The organism is Pantoea sp. BRR-3P, assembly GCF_039621635.1.
Lineage (GTDB): Bacteria > Pseudomonadota > Gammaproteobacteria > Enterobacterales > Enterobacteriaceae > Pantoea > Pantoea floridensis.
This window is the reverse complement of the sequence record NZ_CP155066.1, coordinates 3902856-3924461: the sequence shown is the minus strand read 5'-3', so window position 1 is coordinate 3924461 and position 21606 is coordinate 3902856. Positions and strand designations below refer to the sequence as shown.

Genomic DNA, 21606 nt, shown 5'->3' with positions numbered 1-21606 from the left:
AAAGATTGCTTGCAATTATCTAGCGCGCTATCTATATTGAACCTCATGAACAGTAATCAAGATGACAAAAAAGTGAAGCAGGCGCCACTTCAGTTAGATCAGCAGCTCTGCTTTGCGCTGTACTCGGCGAATCTCGCGATGCACAAAGTCTATCGTCAGCTGCTGTCAACGCTGGAGATTACCTATCCGCAATATCTGGTCATGTTGGTGCTGTGGAATCAGGATGATGTCACGGTATCGGAGATTGGCGAGCAGCTGTTTCTTGATTCGGCAACGCTGACGCCGCTATTGAAACGTCTGGAAAGCGCCGGCTTATTGCGCCGCCAGCGTTCACGTCAGGATGAACGCCAGGTGGTGGTAACGCTAACCGATGAGGGGCGTGCGTTACGTGCCAAAGCCGCAAGTATTCCGGAAGCCATTCAGTGTGCGACCGCCTGCGATGATGATGCGATGGCGTTGCTGAAAGGCCAGTTGGACGATTTGCGCGACAGTTTGTCTCGCGCTAAGTAATTCGGGAAGTCGCTGTCTCGACATCCCACACCATGAAGTTCAGGCTTGCGCATAATAAGTAGTGCGCGATTATATAGCGAATTAATGAGGTTATTATGTCTTTAGAGAAAGTTGTTTACACTGCAAAAGCTAAAGCTACCGGTGGTCGTGATGGTCGTGCTACTTCTTCAGATAACGTGCTGGATGTAAAACTGGGCGTGCCAAAAGAGATGGGTGGCGCAGGCGGCGAAGTGACTAATCCAGAGCAGTTGTTTGCTGCGGGTTATTCGGCGTGTTTCCTTGGCGCGATGAAATTTGTTGCCGGCCGCGATAAAATTACCATGCCAAAAGAGGCGTGGATTGAAGGTGAAGTGGGCATCGGCCCGATCCCGAACGGTTTCGGTATTGAGGCCAAATTGAATATCCATCTGCCAGACATGGATGCTGCCGAAGCACAGAAACTGGTTGATGCGGCGCACATTGTTTGCCCTTATTCCAATGCTACGCGCGGCAACATTGACGTAACGCTGAACATCATTAACTAATTGATGTTGATAAAATAAAAGGCTCCTGCGGGGGCCTTTTTTACATCTGAATATTACGCCGATTGGTCCGATGAAAAAATTTTTCTGGTCTAACCATTGGTTAAATGTTCTACTGCTCCGCTTCGCGTCATCGCCCTATCGCCAATCAGAATCGTCCCGATCCTGCACGTTGCGTCACGCTTTTTCCGCGGTTTAGCGAACTCTACTGCCTTTAAATAGTCACATAACGGTTGATACAACGACACCAGGTCGGGAATAAATATTTTCATGAATTATATTAAAAGTTTAACGCAGCAAAAGCTGTCACTGCTGCTTGCTTTGTATCTCGGCATCTTATTGAATTTGCCGATATTTTATCGCCGTTTTGACGGTTTTTTAACCCAATCGACGCTCTCTAACTGGCTCTCTGCTGCCGCGGAAGTGATGGCGGCCGTGTTGCTGACTTTCTTCCTGATGCGCTTGCTGTCGCTGGGCGGTAAATGGGCTTATCGCGTTCTGGCCAGCCTAATTGTGGTGATTTCGGTTGCTGCAGCCTATTACATGGCGTTCTTCAATGTGGTGATCGGCTACGGCATCATTGCTTCGGTGATGACTACCGATGTCGATCTCTCTAAAGAAGTGATTGGCCTGCGTTTCGTGCTGTGGATGGTGCTGGTGAGTGCGCTGCCGCTGTTGCTAATTTGGAGTAATAACCTTAGCCAAACGCTAATCGAACAGTTGAAAACGCCGGGTCAACGTCTTAAACCCGTGGTGATTCTGTTGCTGAGCGTGGCGCTGGTGTGGCTGCCTATTCGCTATTTTGACAAGTTGCAGAAAGTTAACGAAGAGATCACTAACATCGATTTGCCGAGTTACGGCGGGGTCGTGGCGCACTCCTATCTGCCATCAAACTGGATCGCGGCGCTAGGACTGTTCGCCTGGACCAAAGTGGATGAAGAGTGGGATGGCAAAGAGCTGCTGGATCCGGCGAAAAAGTTCACCTACGTTGCGCCGCCAGGCATTGACGATACTTATATGGTGTTTGTGATTGGTGAAACCACGCGCTGGGACCATATGGGGATGCTGGGCTACGATCGCGACACCACACCGAAATTGTCGAAAGAGAAAAACCTGGTCGCTTTCCGCGGCGAATCATGTGATACCGCTACCAAGCTCTCGCTGCGCTGCATGTTTGTGCGCGAAGGCGGCACCATGGACAACCCAGGCCGCACGTTGAAAGAACAAAACATTTTTGCGGTGCTGAAAGAGCTGGGCTTCACCTCTGAGCTGTTCGCTATGCAGAGTGAAGTGTGGTTCTACGATAATGCAGATACCAACAACTTCTCATTCCGTGAGCAGATTGGTTCTGAGAAGCGCAATCAGGGCAAGGCGGTGGATGACATGCTGTTAGTGCCTGAACTGCAAGCCTCGCTGCAGCGTTTCCCGAAAGGTAAGCATGTAGTGATTCTGCATACCAAAGGTTCGCACTACCTTTATTCCCAGCGCTACCCGCGTGATTTCGCGCGCTATAAACCAGAGTGCATGGGGGTTGATGAAACCTGCAGTAAAGCGCAGTTGATCAATGCTTATGACAACTCCGTTTTATACGTGGATACCATGCTGGATAGCGTGCTCGATCAGCTGCGTGATAAGAAGGCGATAGTGTTCTACGCCGCTGACCACGGTGAATCGATCAGCGAGAATATGCATCTGCACGGTACCCCGCGCGAGATGGCACCGCCAGAGCAGTTCCGCGTGCCGATGATTGTCTGGGCTTCCGATAAGTATCTGGCAGACCCAACCAACCGCAGCAACTTCGAGCGCTTGCAGGCGCAGCAGCGCGTAGGTAAAACGCATCGTCATGTTGAGCTGTTTGATACGATTTTAGGTTGCCTCGGTTATACCTCTCCAGATGGTGGAATTAAAGCTGCCAATAACTGGTGCCAGGCACCTGCGGGCGCACCGGCTAAAACGCTGTAATATTTACCTGGAAGCTATTGAGCAGCAGGGCTTTTTAAGGCACTGCTTGCTTTCCAGGCGATCGGGCGGAATTTAGGTAAAAGGGATTGACGCTTTTTTAGCAGCGCAGTAATATGCGCCCCCATCGGCGAGTAGCGCAGCTTGGTAGCGCAACTGGTTTGGGACCAGTGGGTCGGAGGTTCGAATCCTCTCTCGCCGACCATCTTTGAAGAAACCTGCTTTTATAAGCAGGTTTTTTTTCGTCTGTCATTTGGACGGGATCGCTGCACCTTTCCTGAGCAACGCAGCGGGCAAACAGCAAAAATCGTAAATACACCCTTTCCGCCAGCTAAACGCTAAATACTCAGTATTATGTCCACTTTACACGCTGCACCCCACGCCAAATCGAAGCCGCACGCTTAATTCGTGACACATTCTTCTTATGACCGGTTTATGCATCATGCTGATTTCTTATGCCATTTTACTAGCAGAATCCGCTGCCTGAACGTCATAACGCACGAAGAATCGTTCAGATATTCAACATTTACCAATAACTTTTGTATGTTTTTTAGCGGTGATAATCACTGTCATTTGGCTGTATAGCCAGATAATCACGCGGTATTGAGCGCTTTATCACCTTTTTTAATTTTGGCTTAGCGCCAGAAGGGTGTTTTTTATCGTTGCTTGCACTTACTCACACTCTGTGTAAATAACCCCACACTGTATTGACGTTCATTGCAACTGTTGACAAATTGATGCGTCAATCAAATGTAGAGACGGACGTGCCTGACAGATTCCACGGTGCCAGCGCAACAACTATAACCGCTCACATTTTGCTTACTCTTAATTGACCTGCCCGAACCGCATAAAAAAATCAGAGGTCGGGCGACGCACACAACATCACATCACAATGGAGCAAAACATGATCAACTCCCTGGCTAAATCCAGGATGCTGAAGGTCGGTCTCAGCCTGATTGCTATGACCGTTGCCGCTGGTGTCCAGGCGAAAACCCTCGTTTATTGTTCTGAAGGTTCGCCGGAAGGTTTCAACCCGCAGCTCTTCACCTCGGGCACCACCTACGACGCAAGCTCTGTACCGATCTACAACCGCTTGGTTGAGTTCAAAACCGGTACTACCGAGCTGCAGCCAGGTCTGGCAGAAAAATGGGATGTTAGCGCGGACGGTAAAACCTATACCTTCCATCTGCGCCAGGGCGTGAAGTGGCAATCGACCAAAGACTTCAAGCCAACCCGCACCTTCAATGCCGATGACGTCGTGTTCTCCTTCGAGCGTCAGCTCGACAAAAACAACAAATATCACGGTGTTTCTGGCGGCAGCTACGAATACTTCGAAGGCATGGACATGCCTAAGCTGATCGCCAAAATCGAAAAAGTTGACGATTACACCGTACGCTTCACCCTGACCCGTCCAGAAGCGCCGTTCATCGCCGACCTTGGCATGGACTTCGCTTCAATTCTGTCAAAAGAGTACGCCGACAACATGCTGAAAGCGGGCACGCCAGAGAAGCTGGACCTCAATCCAGTGGGCACCGGTCCGTTCGTACTGCAGCAGTACCAGAAAGATTCGCGCATTCTCTACAAAGCTAACCCAGACTTCTGGGGCACCAAGCCGAAGATTGATCGCTTAGTGTTCTCCATCACGCCAGATGCGTCAGTGCGTTATGCCAAACTGCAGAAAGGTGAGTGCCAGGTGATGCCGTACCCGAACCCGGCCGACATCGCCAGCATGAAGAAAGACGACAAAATCAATCTGATGGAGCAGCCAGGTCTGAACGTCGGTTACCTGTCGTTCAACACCGAGAAAAAACCGCTGGATAACGTGAAAGTGCGTCAGGCACTGACCATGGCGGTAAACAAACAAGCCATTATTGATGCCGTTTATCAGGGCGCTGGCCAGGCCGCGAAAAACCTGATCCCGCCAACCATGTGGGGCTACAACGACGACATCAAAGATTACGCCTATGATCCTGAGAAAGCGAAAGCGCTGCTGAAAGAAGCAGGTATGCCGGATGGTTTCTCAATCGACCTGTGGGCCATGCCGGTTCAGCGTCCATACAACCCGAACGCACGCCGTATGGCGGAAATGGTTCAGGCTGACTGGGCGAAGATTGGCGTGAAAGCCAAAATCGTCACCTTCGAGTGGGGTGAGTATCTGAAGCGTGCTAAAGCCGGTGAACACCAGACCGTGATGATGGGCTGGACCGGTGATAATGGGGATCCGGATAACTTCTTCGCCACGCTGTTCAGCTGTGCAGCAGCGAAAGACGGTTCTAACTACTCACGTTGGTGCTACAAGCCGTTTGAAGATCTGATTCAGCCAGCACGTGCTGAAGCCGATCACAACAAACGTATTGAACTGTACAAACAGGCTCAGGTAGTGATGCATGACCAGGCACCAGCGCTGATCATCGCTCACTCAACCGTGTACGAGCCAGTGAGCAAGAAAGTATCGGGTTATGTGGTTGATCCATTAGGTAAACATCACTTCGAAAACGTCGATATCCAGGAATAACCTTTCGGATTATCGCGGTGAGGGCCAGCGCTGCTGGCCCTCGGGCGGCCTCTTCGTCGCCCGCACTCCGCACTTTTTTTCCGGCTAATTCTACTATTGAAGCGCTTCTTGCGTCGCGTCCGCCCATGGCTGGCTGCGAGTGTTGAGCAATGTTGTCCCCGGCGGTAACGCCATGGGAAATGTCAGAGAACCAGGCTTATGCTGCAATTCATACTCCGACGTTTGGGCCTTGTCATCCCAACGTTCATCGGAATCACGTTATTGACCTTCGCGTTTGTCCACTTGATCCCCGGCGATCCGGTCCTGATCATGGCCGGCGAACGCGGTATCTCTCCGGAACGTCATGCCCAGCTGATGGCGCAGTTTGGCCTCGATCAGCCGATGTGGAAACAGTACATCACCTACATCAATGGCGTACTGCACGGCGACCTCGGCATCTCGCTGAAAAGCCGCATCCCAGTCTGGGACGAATTCGTACCACGCTTCAAAGCTACGCTGGAACTGGGTATCTGCGCCATGCTGTTCGCGATTGCTGTCGGCATTCCGGTGGGCGTGCTGGCGGCGGTTAAACGCGGCTCCATCTTCGATCACACCGCCGTCGGCATCTCCCTCACCGGTTACTCGATGCCCATCTTTTGGTGGGGCATCATGCTGATCATGCTGGTTTCGGTGCAGTTAAACCTCACGCCGGTCTCTGGACGCGTCAGCGACACCATCTTCCTTGATGACACTCATCCGCTCACCGGCTTCATGCTGATTGATACGCTGCTGTGGGGAGAAGAGGGTGATTTCAAAGATGCGGTAATGCACATGATTCTGCCCGCTATCGTGCTCGGCACCATCCCGCTGGCGGTGATTGTGCGTATGACGCGCTCCTCGATGCTGGAAGTGTTGGGAGAAGACTACATCCGCACCGCGCGTGCTAAAGGCCTGACGCGTATGCGTGTCATTGTGGTGCATGCGCTGCGTAATGCCATGCTGCCGGTCGTCACCGTCATTGGTTTGCAGGTCGGTACCCTGCTGGCCGGTGCGATTCTGACCGAAACCATCTTCTCGTGGCCGGGACTCGGTCGCTGGCTGATCGAAGCGCTGCAACGCCGTGACTATCCGGTGGTGCAGGGCGGCGTATTGCTGGTGGCCATCCTGATCATCGTGGTCAACCTGCTGGTTGATCTGTTGTACGGCGTGGTCAATCCACGTATCCGTCATAAGAAATAAGGGGGAATCATGTCTGCTGTTGATCCCGCAAGCGTAACTGCTGCACCCAAGCCGATGACCCCGTTGCAGGAATTCTGGCACTACTTCAAACGTAATAAAGGCGCAGTCATCGGCCTGGTTTACATCGTACTGATGCTGTTAATCGCCATCTTTGCCGATGTGCTGGCACCGCATGCCCCGGCCGAACAGTTCCGCGATGCCTTGCTACACCCGCCGGTCTGGCAGGAAGGCGGCAGCTGGAGCTATATCCTTGGTACCGATGACGTGGGCCGCGATGTGCTGTCGCGGCTGATGTACGGCGCACGCCTGTCGCTGCTGGTCGGCTGCATGGTGGTGGTGCTGTCGCTGATTCTCGGCGTGATCTTTGGCCTGATGGCCGGCTACCTCGGTGGCGTGGTCGACGCCATCATTATGCGCGTGGTCGATATCATGCTGGCGCTGCCAAGCCTGCTGTTGGCGCTGGTGTTAGTGGCGATCTTTGGTCCGTCAATCGTCAACGCCTCGCTGGCGATTACCTTCGTGGCGCTGCCGCACTATATCCGTCTGACGCGTGCTGCGGTGCTGGTTGAAGTCAACCGCGACTACGTCACCGCGTCAAGCGTGGCGGGGGCCGGCACGCTGCGCCAGATGTTCATCAATATTCTGCCTAACTGCCTCGCACCGCTGATCGTGCAGGCATCATTAGGTTTCTCCAACGCCATCCTCGATATGGCGGCGTTGGGCTTTCTCGGTATGGGGGCGCAACCGCCAACGCCGGAGTGGGGCACCATGCTCTCCGACGTGTTGCAGTATGCGCAAAGTGCCTGGTGGGTGGTGACGTTCCCTGGCGTGACCATTTTGCTAACGGTTCTGGCATTCAACCTCATGGGCGATGGTTTGCGTGATGCACTCGACCCGAAACTCAAGCAGTAAAGAGGCACCGAGATGGCGTTATTAAATGTAGATAAGTTATCGGTGCATTTCGGCGACGAAAAGACACCGTTTCGTGCAGTTGACCGCATCAGCTACCAGGTCGAACAAGGCCAGGTGGTGGGCATCGTGGGTGAGTCGGGTTCCGGTAAATCGGTCAGCTCGCTGGCGATTATGGGCCTGATTGACTATCCCGGCCGCGTGATGGCCGAAAAACTGGAATTCAATGGGCGCGATCTGCAGAAAATCTCCGAAAAAGAGCGCCGCCAGCTGGTGGGCGCTGAAGTGGCGATGATCTTCCAGGACCCAATGACCAGCCTCAATCCGTGCTACACCGTAGGTTTCCAGATTATGGAAGCGTTAAAGGTGCATCAGGGCGGCAGCAAACGGACCCGTCGTCAGCGCGCGATTGATTTGCTCGACCAGGTGGGTATTCCCGATCCGTCATCGCGTCTGGATGTTTATCCGCATCAGCTGTCGGGCGGGATGAGCCAACGCGTGATGATCGCCATGGCGATTGCCTGCAAACCGAAACTGCTGATTGCCGATGAGCCGACGACGGCGCTCGACGTCACCATTCAGGCGCAAATCATCGAACTGCTGCTGGAGTTGCAGAAGCAAGAGAACATGGCGCTGATCCTGATTACTCACGATCTGGCGCTGGTGGCCGAAGCGGCACAGCACATCATCGTGATGTATGCCGGTCAGGTGGTGGAAAGCGGTAAAGCGGTGGATATCTTCAAAGCGCCGCGTCATCCCTACACGCAAGCGCTGCTGCGCGCGCTGCCGGAGTTTGCTGCCGACAAAGCGCGTCTGGCGTCGCTGCCGGGCGTGGTGCCGGGTAAATACGATCGTCCAACGGGCTGCCTGTTGAACCCGCGCTGCCCGTACGTGACCGATCGCTGCCGCCGCGAAGAGCCGGAGCTGCGCGACATTCCTGGCCGTCAGGCCAAATGTCACTTCCCACTGGATGATGCCGGGAGACCAACTTATGAGTCTTGATAACACTCAGCAGGAATACCTGCTGCAGGCCATTGACCTGAAAAAACATTACCCGGTGAAGAAAGGTCTGTTCGGCCAGGAACGTCTGGTGAAAGCGCTGGATGGCGTGTCGTTCAACCTCGAGCGCGGCAAAACGCTGGCGGTGGTGGGGGAATCCGGCTGCGGAAAATCGACGTTAGGCCGCCTGCTGACCATGATTGAAACGCCGACCGAAGGCCAGCTCTTCTGGCACGGTCAGGATCTGTTAAAGCACGATCCGCAGGCGCAGAAGCTGCGTCGTCAGAAAATCCAGATTGTGTTCCAGAACCCGTACGGTTCGCTCAATCCGCGTAAGAAGATCAGCCAGATTCTTGAAGAGCCGCTGGTGATCAACACCTCGCTGACCAAAGCGGAACGCAAGGAAAAAACGCTGGAGATGATGGCAAAGGTGGGCCTGAAAACCGAGCATTACGATCGCTATCCGCACATGTTCTCAGGTGGCCAGCGTCAGCGTATCGCTATCGCACGTGGTCTGATGCTCGATCCCGATGTCCTGATTGCCGATGAGCCGGTTTCTGCACTCGACGTCTCGGTGCGCGCCCAGGTGCTCAATCTGATGATGGATTTGCAGCAGGATTTAGGGCTGTCCTATGTCTTCATCTCGCATGACCTTTCCGTGGTAGAACACATTGCCGATGAGGTGATGGTGATGTATCTCGGTCGCTGCGTGGAGAAGGGGAGTAAAGAGGCGATTTTCAGCAATCCGCGTCATCCTTACACCCAGGCGCTGCTGTCGGCGACGCCACGTCTTAATCCCGACGAGCGTCGCGAGCGCATCAAGCTGACGGGCGAGCTGCCTAGTCCGTTAAATCCGCCGCCGGGCTGTGCGTTTAACGCGCGCTGCCGTCGCCGTTTTGGCACTTGTGTCCAGCTGCAGCCAAAACTGAAACAATATGGCGAACAGCAAATTGCCTGCTTCGCGGTAGATCAGGATGAAAACCAGCCGGTGGTTACGCCATAAATTACCGCCATACATTGTTAAAGGCTCCCTTGGGAGCCTTTCTTTTTTCACCCTTAATACATGAGGGAAATTAACGGGAGAAATCATTATCCTTAAATCGGCTCTAAAACCATTACGCCATTGCATCAGTCTTTAATTGGTCCTGACTAAGATATAAAGGGTTAAGACAAATTCCTAATTTTGCCAGCATTGTGTGAGTATCATCACATCAGATTAAAATCTGCAGGTTGCAGCGCAGTGGAGTATTTTCAGTAGCTTAGGTTAAAATTACCCGCGTGATTATTTCTGTTAATCGATATTAATTAATCGCCGTCAATAAATAATTGCACGCTTTTTGCATATCCGATTTTTCAATCATAAAGATAAAACTCTTTTATTGAATGCGGCGCTTTAATAATCAGAATTCTCTCACCGTCTTTTAATGCTTGTGATATATTCGCGGAAAATTCCCTCCCGTTTTTACAGGCTCTGATCATGAAGAATTACGACGATCTGCAGCGTTTTAAAGAAAAAACGCAGACGCTAGACATTGCTTTTAAGGATATGTCCGGCCAGTCGCAGGAAGCCGATCAAAGTCAGTGGGCGTTGCTGCGCCAATTGGCTAGCGATGATGAGTCGGAATTAGGCAGCGGTCAGCGTATCGATCTGCCGCAGCCACAACCGATTAGCGTTGATGAATTTGCCGCACCACCTGCTCAGGCTGAGCCTGCCGCTGTTGCGGCTACGTCGCGCGGATCGATTCTCGAGAGCTTAAGCGCGCCTGTGGCAGCGCCATCGGCGATCGGTTCTTCACTGTTCCCGCCAGCACCCTCCGCGCAACCGGCGCAAACGGGGGCGCCGCTGGCGCCCAAGGCCACGCTGGTTGAACGTCAGGCGACAACATCACTGTTTCCGCCGGCGAAACCTGCTGTCGCGCCTGCTGTTAAGCCTGTAGCCGCTCCGCTGGCCGCAGCGCCTATCGCGCCAGCACCCACCTTTGCCGCACCGGTAGAACCGGCACGTCCGGCAGCGCCCACACCTTCTCGTTTTGGTGCCCTGTTCCGATCGCGCTCGGCAGAGCCTGCTAATCTTGCAAAAGAAACACCATTAAAACCGCTACTGGAGAAGATTGCGCTATGCCGTTAGTTTGTGTGTGCTCGCCAAAAGGGGGAGTAGGGAAAACCACCATGGCGGCCAACCTTGCATGGAGTCTGGCCCGCGCCGGCAGCAAGGTATTGGCAATCGATTTTGATGTGCAAAACGCCCTGCGCCTGCATTTTGGTGTACCGCTGCATGATGGCCGCGGTTTTGTTGCACGCTCTGCCGATCAGGCCGACTGGAGCCAATCCATTCTGACCACCGGCGGCAATATATTTGTTATGCCCTATGGCGATGTCACCGAAGAACAGCGTGAACGTTTTGAAGAAAACCTGGTAAAAGATCCGCACTTTCTGCAGCGCGGCCTGGATACCGTGCTGAATTACCCGGGATTGGTCATTATTGCCGATTTTCCTCCGGGTCCGGGTGCTGCGCTTAAAGCCATGACCGCTCTTGCCGATATGCATGTAGTGGTGATGTTAGCGGATACCGCATCAGTCTCTTTGCTGCCGCAAATAGAAAATGACCGCATGATAGGTCAGCCGCTAAATAATAAACGTGGTCATTATTTTGTCCTTAACCAAAGTGATAACCGCCGCAATATAAGTCGTGAAGTCACAACCTTTATGCAGCAGCGTTTGGGCGATAATTTATTAGGCGTTGTGCATCGTGATGAAAGCGTGGCTGAAGCGAATGCTTCACAACAATCGGTTTATGATTTCAGCCCGGCTTCTGCCGCCGCGTTTGATATCGAATTAGTGGCGAAACGCGTGGCAAATATCCTGGATATCACCGTAGGAAATGGTGAAGTTCAGGCGCCTATCCGCAGCCATTATTAATAATGAGGCCGGTATCGGCCGCATAAAAACAATACAGCTCCTTCAGGGTGAATCATGAGTAAACTCGGGTTTTACCTGCTGCTGCTGGTGCTTGCACCTGTAGCCGCGGTAATCGTCATCACGCCTATGGACAGCCAGAAGCAATATATCTTCGGCTTGATCAGCATCGGGATGATGTTTCTACTGGGCTTCAGTAAAAGCCGCAAAATAACCGTTGTGATGGTTATCCTTTCTGCGCTGATGTCGACCCGATATATCTGGTGGCGCACCACGGAGACGCTGCAGTTTAATTCAGAGATTGAAGCAATCCTTGGGATTGGCTTATATCTGGCCGAACTCTATGTCTGGCTGATTTTAATTCTTGGTTTCCTGCAAACCACCTGGCCATTAAAACGCACCATTGAGCCGCTACCCGATGATACCAGCCTGTGGCCGACGGTTGACGTTTATGTTCCCACCTATAATGAAAGCCTTGATGTGGTGCGAGATACCGTGCTGGCGGCGCAGTGCATTGATTATCCGCGCGACAAGCTGAAGGTCTATTTACTGGATGATGGCAAACGTAGCGAGTTTGCGGTATTTGCTGCCGACGTCGGCGTAGGCTATATCACCCGTGATGACAACAGCCACGCGAAAGCCGGTAACCTTAATCACGCCATGAAGATCACCAAAGGTGAGCTGATTTGCATCTTCGACTGTGACCACGTTGCCACGCGTACCTTCCTGCAGGCAACAGTAGGGCCGTTCCTCAACGATCCGAAACTGGCGCTACTGCAAACGCCACATTACTTCTATTCGCCGGACCCGTTCGAACGTAATCTGCGTGCAGCGCGCAGCATTCCTAATGAAGGCTCGCTGTTCTACGGCCCGGTTCAACAGGGTAATGATAACTGGAACGCGACGTTTTTCTGTGGCTCCTGTGCGGTGATCCGCCGTAGCGCGCTGGAAGAGATTGGTGGCTTTGCAGTTGAAACCGTCACCGAAGATGCGCATACCGCATTGAAAATGCAGCGTCTTGGCTGGGGCTCCGCTTTCCTGGCGATCCCGCTGGCGGCTGGCCTGGCGACCGAACGTCTGGGGCTGCATGTGGTGCAGCGTAACCGCTGGGCGCGTGGCATGACGCAGATCTTCCGCGTCGATAACCCTTTGTTCGGCCGTGGTTTAACCTGGCAACAGCGTCTGTGCTACCTCAACGCCATGCTGCACTTCCAGTTTGGCTTGCCGCGCGTCGCGTTTTTGACCGCGCCGCTGGCGTACCTGCTGTTTAACCTGAATATCATTCACTCGTCGGCATCGCTGATCTTCGCCTACGTCCTGCCACATCTGGTGATGTCGCTATACGTCAACTCGCGCATGAACGGCAAGTTCCGCTACACCTTCTGGGGTGAAATCTACGAAACCGTTATGTGCTTCCACCTCGTTATCCCCACGTTGCTGACCATGCTGGCACCGAAGCGCGGAAAATTTAACGTTACGGATAAAGGCGGCTTGCTCGATCAGGGTTTCTTCGATTTCCACATTGTGCGCCCGCATGTGATTGTTGCCGCGCTGCTTTCAATCGGCATTATTGCTGGCGTAGTGCGTGCCACCGCGCATGACTACTTTGGCGTCGATCCCTACGTTATTGCCCTTAACGTCGGCTGGGCGGTGTTCAGCCTGATCATTCTGATGGCGGCGATTGCCGTGGCGCGTGAAACCAAACAGGTGCGTAAAACCATCCGTATTGACGTGCAGATTCCGGCGGTCATTCACTACGCCAGCGGCATCTCTTCACGCACGCAAACCAGCGATCTGTCGATGGGTGGTGCGCAGCTCGATGCGCCGGACCATCGTCATGTACAGGATGACATCGAAGAGATCGATCTGCTGTTGAAATCCGGCACCATCACCATTCCGGTAAGCAAAATTTCCGGCGATGAAGAGAGCATCCGGCTGCGCTTTGGCGATATGCCGCTGGCGCGCCGCCGTGAATTAGTGCGTGTGGTGCTGGCGCGTGCCGATGCATGGATTCAGCCGGAGTACAAGCAGGACAACCCTCTGGTTTCCCTTGGCACCATTATTCGTACCGTCTTTGAGCTGTTCTGGCTGACCTGGAAAGATCGCCGTGAGAAGCGTAAGCGTGATAACCAGCCTGCGGTAAAAGAGGACAGCGCTGCATGAAGAATTTGACGCAAACGTTGCTGGCAAGCTCGCTGGCAACGGCGCTCGTGCTCGCGCCAGCATGGGCTGAAACCCCGGCGGTGACTCAGGATAGTGCTGCGCTTTCAGCGGTTCCACCGCCACAGGGCATGGAAGGTGCGGCCGACCAGCAGTTACAGCAAGCCGCCGGTGCGGCGCCGTATGCTCCTTCGGAGAGCGCCCCCGCGAATGAAAATGCGGCGCCAGCCGCGCCTGCACCCGACATGGTGCTGCCTTCGGTCGAGCCAGGCGCCATGGCTGATAGCGGCACGGCTACGCTCAACCAGCCGATTAGCAGCACGGTTTCCGTCGCGCAGATGGGCCAGCCGCAGGGTATTACGCTCACCGGCGGTCAACTGCAATCCGGTATCGTGTTCACCTTGCCGACGGATGAAGTGATCACCAGCGCACGCCTCAACCTTTCGCTACGCGTCTCTGCGGCACTGGCGGCGCGTAACACTTCGCTGCAGCTGATGCTAAACGGTCAGCCGCTCGGCACCTTACCGCTGGGCTCCAGCGACAGCGATATCAGTGACTACCAGCTGGATATCCCGGCAGCAATGGTGGTATCGAGCAACAATCTGAGCTTCAAGATTAACGATGCCGATAAGCTGCTGTGCGAGAAAGAGAGCGCGCAGCAGTATCAGGTATCCATTTTGCCTAAAACCACGCTGAGCCTGGAAGGTCAGCAGCTGAACATTGGCACCAGCCTGCGCAACTTCCCGCGTCCGTTTATTGATGCGCAACGCATGACGCCAGCCAGCGTTAGCTTTGGCTTTGCCACCAATGTTGCGCCGGATAGCATCAGCGCGGCTGCGCTGGTGGCATCCTGGATGGGTATTCAGTCGGACTATCGCGGCATTCGTTTCCCGGTGGTGCGCGGCGATTTGCCCGAGCACAACGGTATTCTGGTGGGGCATCCTGGCGACAAAATTGGCACGGTGACGCTACCCGCGAGCAATGGCCCGCTGCTGCAGGTGATCGATAATCCCAACAATCCTGTTTACAAGCTGCTGCTGGTGGTGGGCGCCAATGACGATCAGCTTCGCCAGGCGGCTAACCGTTTAACCACGCAGCCGCTCACTACTGATGGCAACAGCCTGAATGTGCAGCCGCAGCCGATTGGCGTGCGAAAACCTTATGATGCGCCACGCTGGATTAACACCACGCGTCCGGTACGCCTGAGCGAACTGCTGCGTAAGGATCAGAGCCTGACCACCACCGGCATCTGGCACGATGCGCTGAGCGTCAATTTCCGCGCCGCGCCTGACCTGTTCCTGTGGGATGGCGATACCATTCCGGTGAATCTGCACTATCGCTTCCCGTCCGAAAGCTGGATTGATGAGAACAACTCGTTCCTCAACGTGATGATCAACGGCACCTTCCTGCGTAACCTGACGGTGAACAAAGTGGGCTTGCTGGAGAGCGCCTGGCATCGCCTGGGCGGTGACGCGCGGCAGGAGCATTACACGCTGAAGCTCGAACCCTACCTGATTTATGGTGACAACCAGCTGGCGCTCTATTTCAACATCAAGCCGAAAGCAGATGCGCCGTGCGGCGTGCTGCTGAACAACAATATCAAGAGCCGCATTGAAGAGGATTCATGGATCGATCTGAGCCACACGCGGCACTTCACCATGCTGCCGAACCTCTCTTACTTTGTCGGCGCGTCGTTCCCGTTCTCGCGGCTGGCGGATTTCTCGCAGACGACGCTGTTGTTGCCAGAGCAACCCAGCGACGCGGAGATCGCCACGCTGCTGGATATGGCATCACGTGCCGGCAACGCCACCGGCGTTCCACTGCTGCAGAACCAGGTGCTGTTTGGTCTGCCAAATGGCGGCACCAATCTGACTCGCCTGCAGCACAGCGATGTGTTGGCGGTGAGTACCACGCAGAACAACGACTTCAACCAACGGATGCTGGCCAATACGCCATTTGATACCAGCGGCAACACGCTGGGCGTGAAAGAGCCGACGAGCTGGGAAAAAGTGCGCGGCTGGCTGACCGGCGACTGGTATCGCCAGCAGCTGGATGCCGATCGTTACTTCTCATCGAACGAAGCGTGGCGCGGCTTTGTCAGCTATCGCTCGCCGTGGAACCGCGATCGTCTGGTGGTGATGACGGTGGCCACCAGCGATCAGCAGCTGCTACGCCTGCATGAAGATCTGAATTCTGCGCGGATTAACGCCGGTATTCGCGGTGATACTGCCATCATCACCGATGAGAACGGCATCCGCAGCTTCCGCGTGGGGCCGCAATTCCCGAGCGGCGAAATGCCGTGGTACATGATGGTGGTGTGGTATGCCAACCAGCACTCGGTGCTGATGGCGCTGGCGGCACTGCTGCTTTCAGCGCTGGTCGGCAGCGGTGCATGGGTGATGCTGAAACGTCATGCGTGGCGTCGTCTCAACCCAAAAGTTGATAGCAAGTCCGGCAAGAAGTAAGGATAAAAATAATGAAAAAACATCTGTTAAGTGCCGGCGTGCGTCATGCTCTGATTCTGGGGGGAGCACTGGCGCTCTCGCAGCCGCTGCTGGCGGCGGAGAGCAGCAATCCCGCGCTGCAGGCGCTGTTCGATCAAGCGGCTTACTGGCATCAGAAAGCGCATGACGATCTGGCGAAAGCCTCGCTGCAGAAAGTGCTGATGGTTGAGCCGAACAATACGCAGGCGCTCTATCTGCTGGCGCTCTATTCCCAGCAAAGCGGCGGCACGGCCGAAGCGGCGCAGTGGCGTGCGCGATTGAGTGCGGCCTCGCCAAACGATGCGCATCTCACCGAGCTGGATAACGCGCGTCAGCTGCAAACCATTCCGCAGGCGCAGCTGCAGCTGGCACGTCAGCAGGCGCGCAGTGGCAACATTGCCGCTTCGTTGCAAACCTGGCGTAATACCTTCAGCGGCAATGAGCCGCCGCCGAGCGTGGCGGCAGAATATTATCTGACCATGGCGGGCGATCGCTCGCTGCTGCCGCAGGCGGTGGAAGCGCTGCGCCAGTTCTCCGCCGATCATCCGCAGGATACCGGTGCAAAACTGGCGCTGGGTAAAGCATTAACCTATCAGGAATCAACCCGCCGTCAGGGTATCGATGTGCTCGCGAGCATGGCGGATGGCAACAAAGAAGCCGATCGATCGCTGCGCCAGGCCCTGCTGTGGCTTGGCCCGCAGGCTTCAGATGCTTCGCTTTATCAAACCTGGCAGCAGCGTCATCCGCAAGACAACGCGGTGCTGGATTACTACCGTAAAAACGTCGGCGGCGCGGAGAAAGGCGCGGGCTTTACTGCGTTAAACAGCGGCGACGTCAGCAATGCGCAAAACAACTTTGAGAAAGTGCTGCAGGCCAACCCGCAAGATGCCGATGCCCTGGCCGGCATGGGTTACGTGGCTCAGCGCGCCGGTCGCTATGCGGAAGCAGCGGATTACCTAACGCGCGCCGCGCAGCTGGGTGGCGATCAGAGCGACACGCGGCAGAAACAGGCCGCCGATGCGCGCTTCTATGCGCAATTGGCCACGGCGCAGCAGGCGCTGAAAAATGGCGACAGCGCGCAGGCGCTGGCATTGAGCGAACCGCTGACGCAGGCCGACGGCGAAAAAGGGGTATCCGCCAAACTGTTCCGTGCCGATGTTCAGCGTCGCAGCAATCAACTCGATCAGGCGGAGCAAACCTATCGCGCCATCCTGCAAAGCGATGCCAACAACCGCAGCGCTAAAGAAGGCCTGTTCTACGTGCTGCGTCAGCAGAATCGCGGGGCGGAAGCCAATACGCTGCTGGCATCGCTGCCCGACAGCGTGCGCCAGAGCGTCGCGCCGCGCGGCAATAGCACCGATCCAATTCGTGCGCAGGCCAAGCGTGAATTAGCTGCGGGCAACAACAGCGCGGCGATTGCTACGCTAAATAGCGGCATTCAGCGCTATCCCAACGATGGCTGGCTGCGTCTCGATCTGGCGCGCATCTATCGCGCACAGGGCGATAGCATGATGGCAGCGAATATCATGCAGCCGACCCTGCGTACCGGTGCGAGCACCGCTGAACTGTACGCGGGCGCGTTAAACGCCAGTGAAAGCGGTGCCTGGCAGCAGGCGAGTATGCTGCTGTCACGTATTCCCAACGGCAGCAAAAACAGCGATATGCGTGAGCTGGCGCAGCGCGTGAATTTCAACCTGCAGATGACCACCGCCGATCAGTATCTGGCGCAGGGATCGAACGCTGCAGCGGCCAATACCCTGCGCGCGCTGGCGGCAACGCCACCGTCAAATCCGGTTGATGCCGGTAATCTGGCGCAGAAACTGGCAAAAGCAGGTGATATCACCACCGCGGTTTCCGTGGTGCGCAGCAACATGCAGCGCGGAGTGCAAGGCAACGCCGGGGATTACGCCGCACAGGTAGCGGTGCTGAATCAGGCCGGTTTGAATACTGAAGCGCAAAGCTTCCTCAGCAGTCCGGAACTGCAGGCGCGCAGCACGCCGACGCAGCTGGCGGGTATCCGCAATGGTTACGTGATCAACGAGGTCGATCGCCTGCGCGAGCAGAAACAGTACGCCGCTGCTTACGATAAGCTGGTGGGCGCGCTGCAGCACGATCCACAGAACCGCGATCTGATGTTCGCCATGGCGCGACTGTATCAATCCGGCAAGATGAACAAAGAAGCGGGCGTGGTGTATGACTACCTGATGACGCAGGACACCGCGACGCAAGACGCGCGCACTGGCGCCATCAACGTGGCGCTGGCGCAAAACGACCTCAACAAAGCCAACACCTTAACCCGCGGCCTGAATAACGCGCAGTCACCCGATCGCCTGCTGTTGCTTGCGCGCGTTGCCGAAGCTAACGGCGAACACAGCCAGGCAATGAGCTACCTGCGCACCGCGCGCGGTCAGCTGATTGGTCTGCAGGGTGCTGAAACCGGTAGCGTGCCGAGCGTGGGTGGTCTGGCCCTGGCCGATAATCCGTTTATCAATCGCGGCACCTCGCCGGTTGGCCGCTCGCCATCCAGCTATGGTGCGGTAATGCCGTGGCAGTCGGCGCCCGATGCCACCAGCAGCGCGGAAGGGGTGACGCTGGCGAGCAACACGCCAGCCGTGCAGCAGAGGCAGACGCTGCGCCAAATCGACAACATGATGGACGATTTGCAGGAGAAAACCGGTACCTGGGTGCAGGGCGCGGTGCAGGTGCGCGGACGCGACGGTGAATCTGGGTTGAGTAAGTTGACCGAAGCCAAAGCGCCACTGACCTTCTCTACCGTGCCGTTTGGCGAATCGCGTTTCGATTTCACGATGACGCCGGTTTCACTCTCAGCCGGCAGCGCCGGCGGTGATGCCTGGCGTCGCTTCGGCACCAACTCGCTGGTGCAGGGCAACGTGGTGGCGACGGGAGGAGCGAAAATTGATGACGTGCCTAACTCTTCTACTGATTCGCAATCAGCGACCGGCGTTGAGCTGAACATGGCGCTGAAGGGCGACAGCTACAAGATTGATCTCGGCAGCACGCCGCTCGGACAAGATTTGAGCACGTTGGTGGGTGGCGTGCAGTGGTCGCCGAAGCTGACGGATTTCCTGACGCTGATCCTCACCGGTGAACGCCGCGCGATGACCGACAGCCTGTTGTCGTATGTGGGTGTGGAAGACAAAACCAGCGGTAAACGTTGGGGCCGCGTAACGAAAAACGGCGGTAACGCCTTGCTGAGTTACGACAACGGTGATGCCGGCTTCTACGCTGGTGCTGGCGCGTACAGCTACCTGGGTGAAAACGTGGCGAGCAACAATAGCGTGCAGGCTACGGCCGGAGCTTATGTGCGTCCGTATCACTTCGACGATCGCGAGCTGAAAGTCGGCATGAGCCTATCGTGGATGGATTACTCGAAAAACCTTAGCTACTTCAGCTACGGTCAGGGCGGTTACTTCAGTCCGCAAAACTATGCATCCGTATCGTTCCCTGTTGAATTCAGCCGCAAGTTTGACGATCTGAAAGTGAACGTGGGCGGCTCGGTGGGTTATCAATCCTATAGCCAGGATAAAAGCGCCTACTTCCCGAACAACCCGTCTCTGCAATCACAGTTGCAGAGTCTGGCTGACCAGGGCTACGTGAAGGACGCGTTCTACAGCGGCGATAGCAAAAACGGTATTGGCTACAACCTGCATGCCGGTGCGGATTACAAGATCAACAAAGATGTCACCGTAGGCGGTCAGTTAGGCTACGACACCTTTGGTGATTACAACGAAAGTACCGCCAATCTGTACTTCCGTTACTTGTTCGGAGATTACTAATGAGTGAGCAAATCGCAGCACGCGCCAGCCATCCACACCAGCCGGGCTGGTTTGATTTGGTGAGCGTGATGATTGAAAGCATGCTGGATAATGCTGGCGAGGAAGCGGAAGGCTTCCTGCAGGGTGTCGGCGCATCGCTGGCAACACGCTATCCTTTAGCAGAAGCGCGCACCGTGCAGGATCTGGAGCGTGAGATGAATCTGCAGCTGGCCCGATTTAACTGGGGTTTTGTGCAGTTGCAGCCGCAGGAAAACGCCATTCTGCTGCAGCACCACGCGCTGCCGCAGGGTGACATTCACGTAGCAGCAGAACGCTGGCAGCTGGCGTTGAGTGCGGTACTGGCTGGCCTGTATGCGCAGTGGCTGCAAGCACAAGGCGGCAGCGCGGCAGTGCCGGTAACCCTCGAGAAGAACGACGGCGGCACGCTGCACTATCGATATCAATAGGATGCTGTGATGAAAGTGATGCGGTTCTGGCGTCAATGGATGCTGTGTTTCATGGTGATGTTTTTTAGCGCCCAGGTGGCCGCAGATGGCTGGAGTACCTACAAAAGCCGGTTTATGAGCAGCGACGGCCGCATCAGCGATACGGCAAACAATAATGTGAGCCATACCGAAGGCCAGGGCTACGGCATGCTGCTGGCGGTGGCGCACGACGATCGTGTCACGTTTGATCTGCTGTGGCAGTGGACGCGCAGCCATCTGAGCAATCCACAGAACGATCTGTTCTATTGGCGTTATACGCCAGGTGCTGCCGATCCGGTTGCGGACAAAAATAATGCGTCCGACGGTGATGTGCTGATTGCGTGGGCCCTGCAACGCGCCGCACAGAAGTGGGGCGGCGATTATCAGCAGGCGTCCGATCGCATCCAACGTGCGGTGATTAAGCTTAATGTCATCGATTATGGCGGACATAACGTGATGTTGCCGGGCGCGCAGGGGTTTAATAAAACCAGCTATGTGGTCCTCAACCCCTCTTATTTTCTGTTCGCGGCCTGGCGTGAGTTTGCCGATCATAGCCATCTGCGCATCTGGAATGAGCTGATTGATGACGGCATGGCGCTGTTAGGCGATATGCACTTTGGCAAAACCGGCCTGCCGCTCGATTGGGTAGCTTTGAATGCCGATGGTTCAGTGGCGCCGGCGCTAGGTTATTCCAACCGCTTCAGCTATGACGCGATTCGTATTCCCCTAAATATCTGGTGGTACGATCCGCAAAGTCTGCGTCTGGTGCCGTTCCAGCGCGTCTGGCAAGGCTCGCCACGCCTGACCACGCCCGCCTGGTATGATGTGCTGGGGAATACACCTGCACCGTACAATATGGAAGGTGGCCTGGTTGCCGTGCGCGATCTGACGTTGAACCAAACGCGCTATCTCAATGACCGTTTGGCGCCCGATCAAAACTACTTCTCCGCCAGCCTGCAACTGCTTACCTGGATGGCGTACCAGGAGAAGCGCTAAGTCTTATTTTCCACCGGGTCGCCATCAATGGCGTAATGCTCGTCAGCTAAGCGTGAATCGGTCACCATGAATGGCGACCCTACGTGGACATAGCCGGGTTTTCGTAGGGTGCGCATTTATGCGCACCTGCACCATTCCGAATCACCGCGAAAATTCTTC

15 protein-coding genes and 1 tRNA gene are annotated in these 21606 nt (G+C 55.3%); all 16 read left to right on the top strand.

The window, feature by feature from the left end:
- Positions 1-45 precede the first annotated feature (45 nt).
- Complete coding sequence (locus AAGR08_RS18110; RefSeq protein WP_097095388.1) at positions 46-510, top strand: MarR family transcriptional regulator; 465 nt, start codon at positions 46-48, stop codon at positions 508-510.
- Positions 511-605: 95 nt separating this feature from the next.
- Positions 606-1034 carry an organic hydroperoxide resistance protein gene (locus tag AAGR08_RS18105; RefSeq protein ID WP_097095387.1) on the top strand — a complete coding sequence of 143 codons (429 nt, stop codon included), beginning with the start codon at positions 606-608 and terminating at the stop codon, positions 1032-1034.
- Positions 1035-1301: 267 nt separating this feature from the next.
- Positions 1302-2993, top strand: coding sequence for a kdo(2)-lipid A phosphoethanolamine 7''-transferase (eptB, locus tag AAGR08_RS18100; RefSeq protein ID WP_097095386.1), 1692 nt, complete (start codon positions 1302-1304; stop codon positions 2991-2993).
- A 125-nt stretch (positions 2994-3118) separates the two neighbouring features.
- Positions 3119-3195 (top strand) — tRNA-Pro (locus AAGR08_RS18095).
- Positions 3196-3894: 699 nt separating this feature from the next.
- A complete protein-coding gene (dppA, locus tag AAGR08_RS18090) occupies positions 3895-5505 on the top strand; it encodes a dipeptide ABC transporter periplasmic-binding protein DppA (RefSeq protein WP_007890813.1) in 1611 nt (536 codons plus the stop codon).
- 198 nt (positions 5506-5703) lie between these two features.
- Entirely contained in the window at positions 5704-6723 is a 1020-nt protein-coding gene (dppB, locus tag AAGR08_RS18085) for a dipeptide ABC transporter permease DppB (RefSeq protein WP_097095384.1), read from the top strand.
- A gap of 9 nt (positions 6724-6732) precedes the next feature.
- Positions 6733-7635 carry a dipeptide ABC transporter permease DppC gene (gene dppC / locus AAGR08_RS18080; RefSeq protein ID WP_061719333.1) on the top strand — a complete coding sequence of 301 codons (903 nt, stop codon included), beginning with the start codon at positions 6733-6735 and terminating at the stop codon, positions 7633-7635.
- Positions 7636-7647: 12 nt separating this feature from the next.
- A complete protein-coding gene (dppD, locus tag AAGR08_RS18075) occupies positions 7648-8634 on the top strand; it encodes a dipeptide ABC transporter ATP-binding protein (protein ID WP_097095383.1) in 987 nt (328 codons plus the stop codon).
- Positions 8624-9634, top strand: coding sequence for a dipeptide ABC transporter ATP-binding subunit DppF (gene dppF / locus AAGR08_RS18070; RefSeq protein ID WP_345827533.1), 1011 nt, complete (start codon positions 8624-8626; stop codon positions 9632-9634). The genes dppD and dppF overlap by 11 nt, the downstream gene beginning before the upstream one ends.
- Before the next feature lie 474 nt (positions 9635-10108).
- Positions 10109-10759 (top strand): cellulose biosynthesis protein BcsO, encoded by a 651-nt coding sequence (bcsO, locus tag AAGR08_RS18065; protein ID WP_345827532.1) that lies wholly within the window; start codon positions 10109-10111, stop codon positions 10757-10759.
- A complete protein-coding gene (gene bcsQ, locus AAGR08_RS18060) occupies positions 10750-11550 on the top strand; it encodes a cellulose biosynthesis protein BcsQ (protein ID WP_097095380.1) in 801 nt (266 codons plus the stop codon). Before bcsO ends, bcsQ begins: the two co-directional genes overlap by 10 nt.
- A 54-nt stretch (positions 11551-11604) precedes the next feature.
- Positions 11605-13710, top strand: a complete 2106-nt coding sequence (bcsA, locus tag AAGR08_RS18055; protein WP_345827530.1) for a UDP-forming cellulose synthase catalytic subunit — start codon at positions 11605-11607, stop codon at positions 13708-13710.
- Positions 13707-16172, top strand: coding sequence for a cellulose biosynthesis cyclic di-GMP-binding regulatory protein BcsB (gene bcsB / locus AAGR08_RS18050; RefSeq protein ID WP_345827528.1), 2466 nt, complete (start codon positions 13707-13709; stop codon positions 16170-16172). Before bcsA ends, bcsB begins: the two co-directional genes overlap by 4 nt.
- Positions 16173-16183: 11 nt before the next feature.
- The gene (locus AAGR08_RS18045) at positions 16184-19987 is read left to right on the top strand and encodes a cellulose synthase subunit BcsC-related outer membrane protein (protein ID WP_345827526.1); all 3804 of its coding nucleotides are present in this window, start codon (positions 16184-16186) and stop codon (positions 19985-19987) included.
- Positions 19987-20433 (top strand): cellulose biosynthesis protein BcsD, encoded by a 447-nt coding sequence (gene bcsD, locus AAGR08_RS18040; RefSeq protein ID WP_345827524.1) that lies wholly within the window; start codon positions 19987-19989, stop codon positions 20431-20433. The genes AAGR08_RS18045 and bcsD overlap by 1 nt, the downstream gene beginning before the upstream one ends.
- Before the next feature lie 9 nt (positions 20434-20442).
- Complete coding sequence (locus AAGR08_RS18035) at positions 20443-21447, top strand: glycosyl hydrolase family 8 (RefSeq protein ID WP_345827522.1); 1005 nt, start codon at positions 20443-20445, stop codon at positions 21445-21447.
- Positions 21448-21606 lie beyond the last annotated feature (159 nt).

What these genes read in the sequence shown, in the direction of transcription:
- dppB (WP_097095384.1), top strand. Translation starts at nt 5,704, where the DNA reads ATGCTGCAATTCATACTCCGACGTTTGGGCCTTGTCATCCCAACGTTC.
- AAGR08_RS18035 (WP_345827522.1), top strand. Translation starts at nt 20,443, where the DNA reads ATGAAAGTGATGCGGTTCTGGCGTCAATGGATGCTGTGTTTCATGGTG.
- dppA (WP_007890813.1), top strand. Translation starts at nt 3,895, where the DNA reads ATGATCAACTCCCTGGCTAAATCCAGGATGCTGAAGGTCGGTCTCAGC.
- AAGR08_RS18110 (WP_097095388.1), top strand. Translation starts at nt 46, where the DNA reads ATGAACAGTAATCAAGATGACAAAAAAGTGAAGCAGGCGCCACTTCAG.
- bcsB (WP_345827528.1), top strand. Translation starts at nt 13,707, where the DNA reads ATGAAGAATTTGACGCAAACGTTGCTGGCAAGCTCGCTGGCAACGGCG.
- AAGR08_RS18105 (WP_097095387.1), top strand. Translation starts at nt 606, where the DNA reads ATGTCTTTAGAGAAAGTTGTTTACACTGCAAAAGCTAAAGCTACCGGT.
- dppD (WP_097095383.1), top strand. Translation starts at nt 7,648, where the DNA reads ATGGCGTTATTAAATGTAGATAAGTTATCGGTGCATTTCGGCGACGAA.
- eptB (WP_097095386.1), top strand. Translation starts at nt 1,302, where the DNA reads ATGAATTATATTAAAAGTTTAACGCAGCAAAAGCTGTCACTGCTGCTT.
- AAGR08_RS18045 (WP_345827526.1), top strand. Translation starts at nt 16,184, where the DNA reads ATGAAAAAACATCTGTTAAGTGCCGGCGTGCGTCATGCTCTGATTCTG.
- bcsQ (WP_097095380.1), top strand. Translation starts at nt 10,750, where the DNA reads ATGCCGTTAGTTTGTGTGTGCTCGCCAAAAGGGGGAGTAGGGAAAACC.
- bcsD (WP_345827524.1), top strand. Translation starts at nt 19,987, where the DNA reads ATGAGTGAGCAAATCGCAGCACGCGCCAGCCATCCACACCAGCCGGGC.
- bcsA (WP_345827530.1), top strand. Translation starts at nt 11,605, where the DNA reads ATGAGTAAACTCGGGTTTTACCTGCTGCTGCTGGTGCTTGCACCTGTA.
- dppC (WP_061719333.1), top strand. Translation starts at nt 6,733, where the DNA reads ATGTCTGCTGTTGATCCCGCAAGCGTAACTGCTGCACCCAAGCCGATG.
- dppF (WP_345827533.1), top strand. Translation starts at nt 8,624, where the DNA reads ATGAGTCTTGATAACACTCAGCAGGAATACCTGCTGCAGGCCATTGAC.
- bcsO (WP_345827532.1), top strand. Translation starts at nt 10,109, where the DNA reads ATGAAGAATTACGACGATCTGCAGCGTTTTAAAGAAAAAACGCAGACG.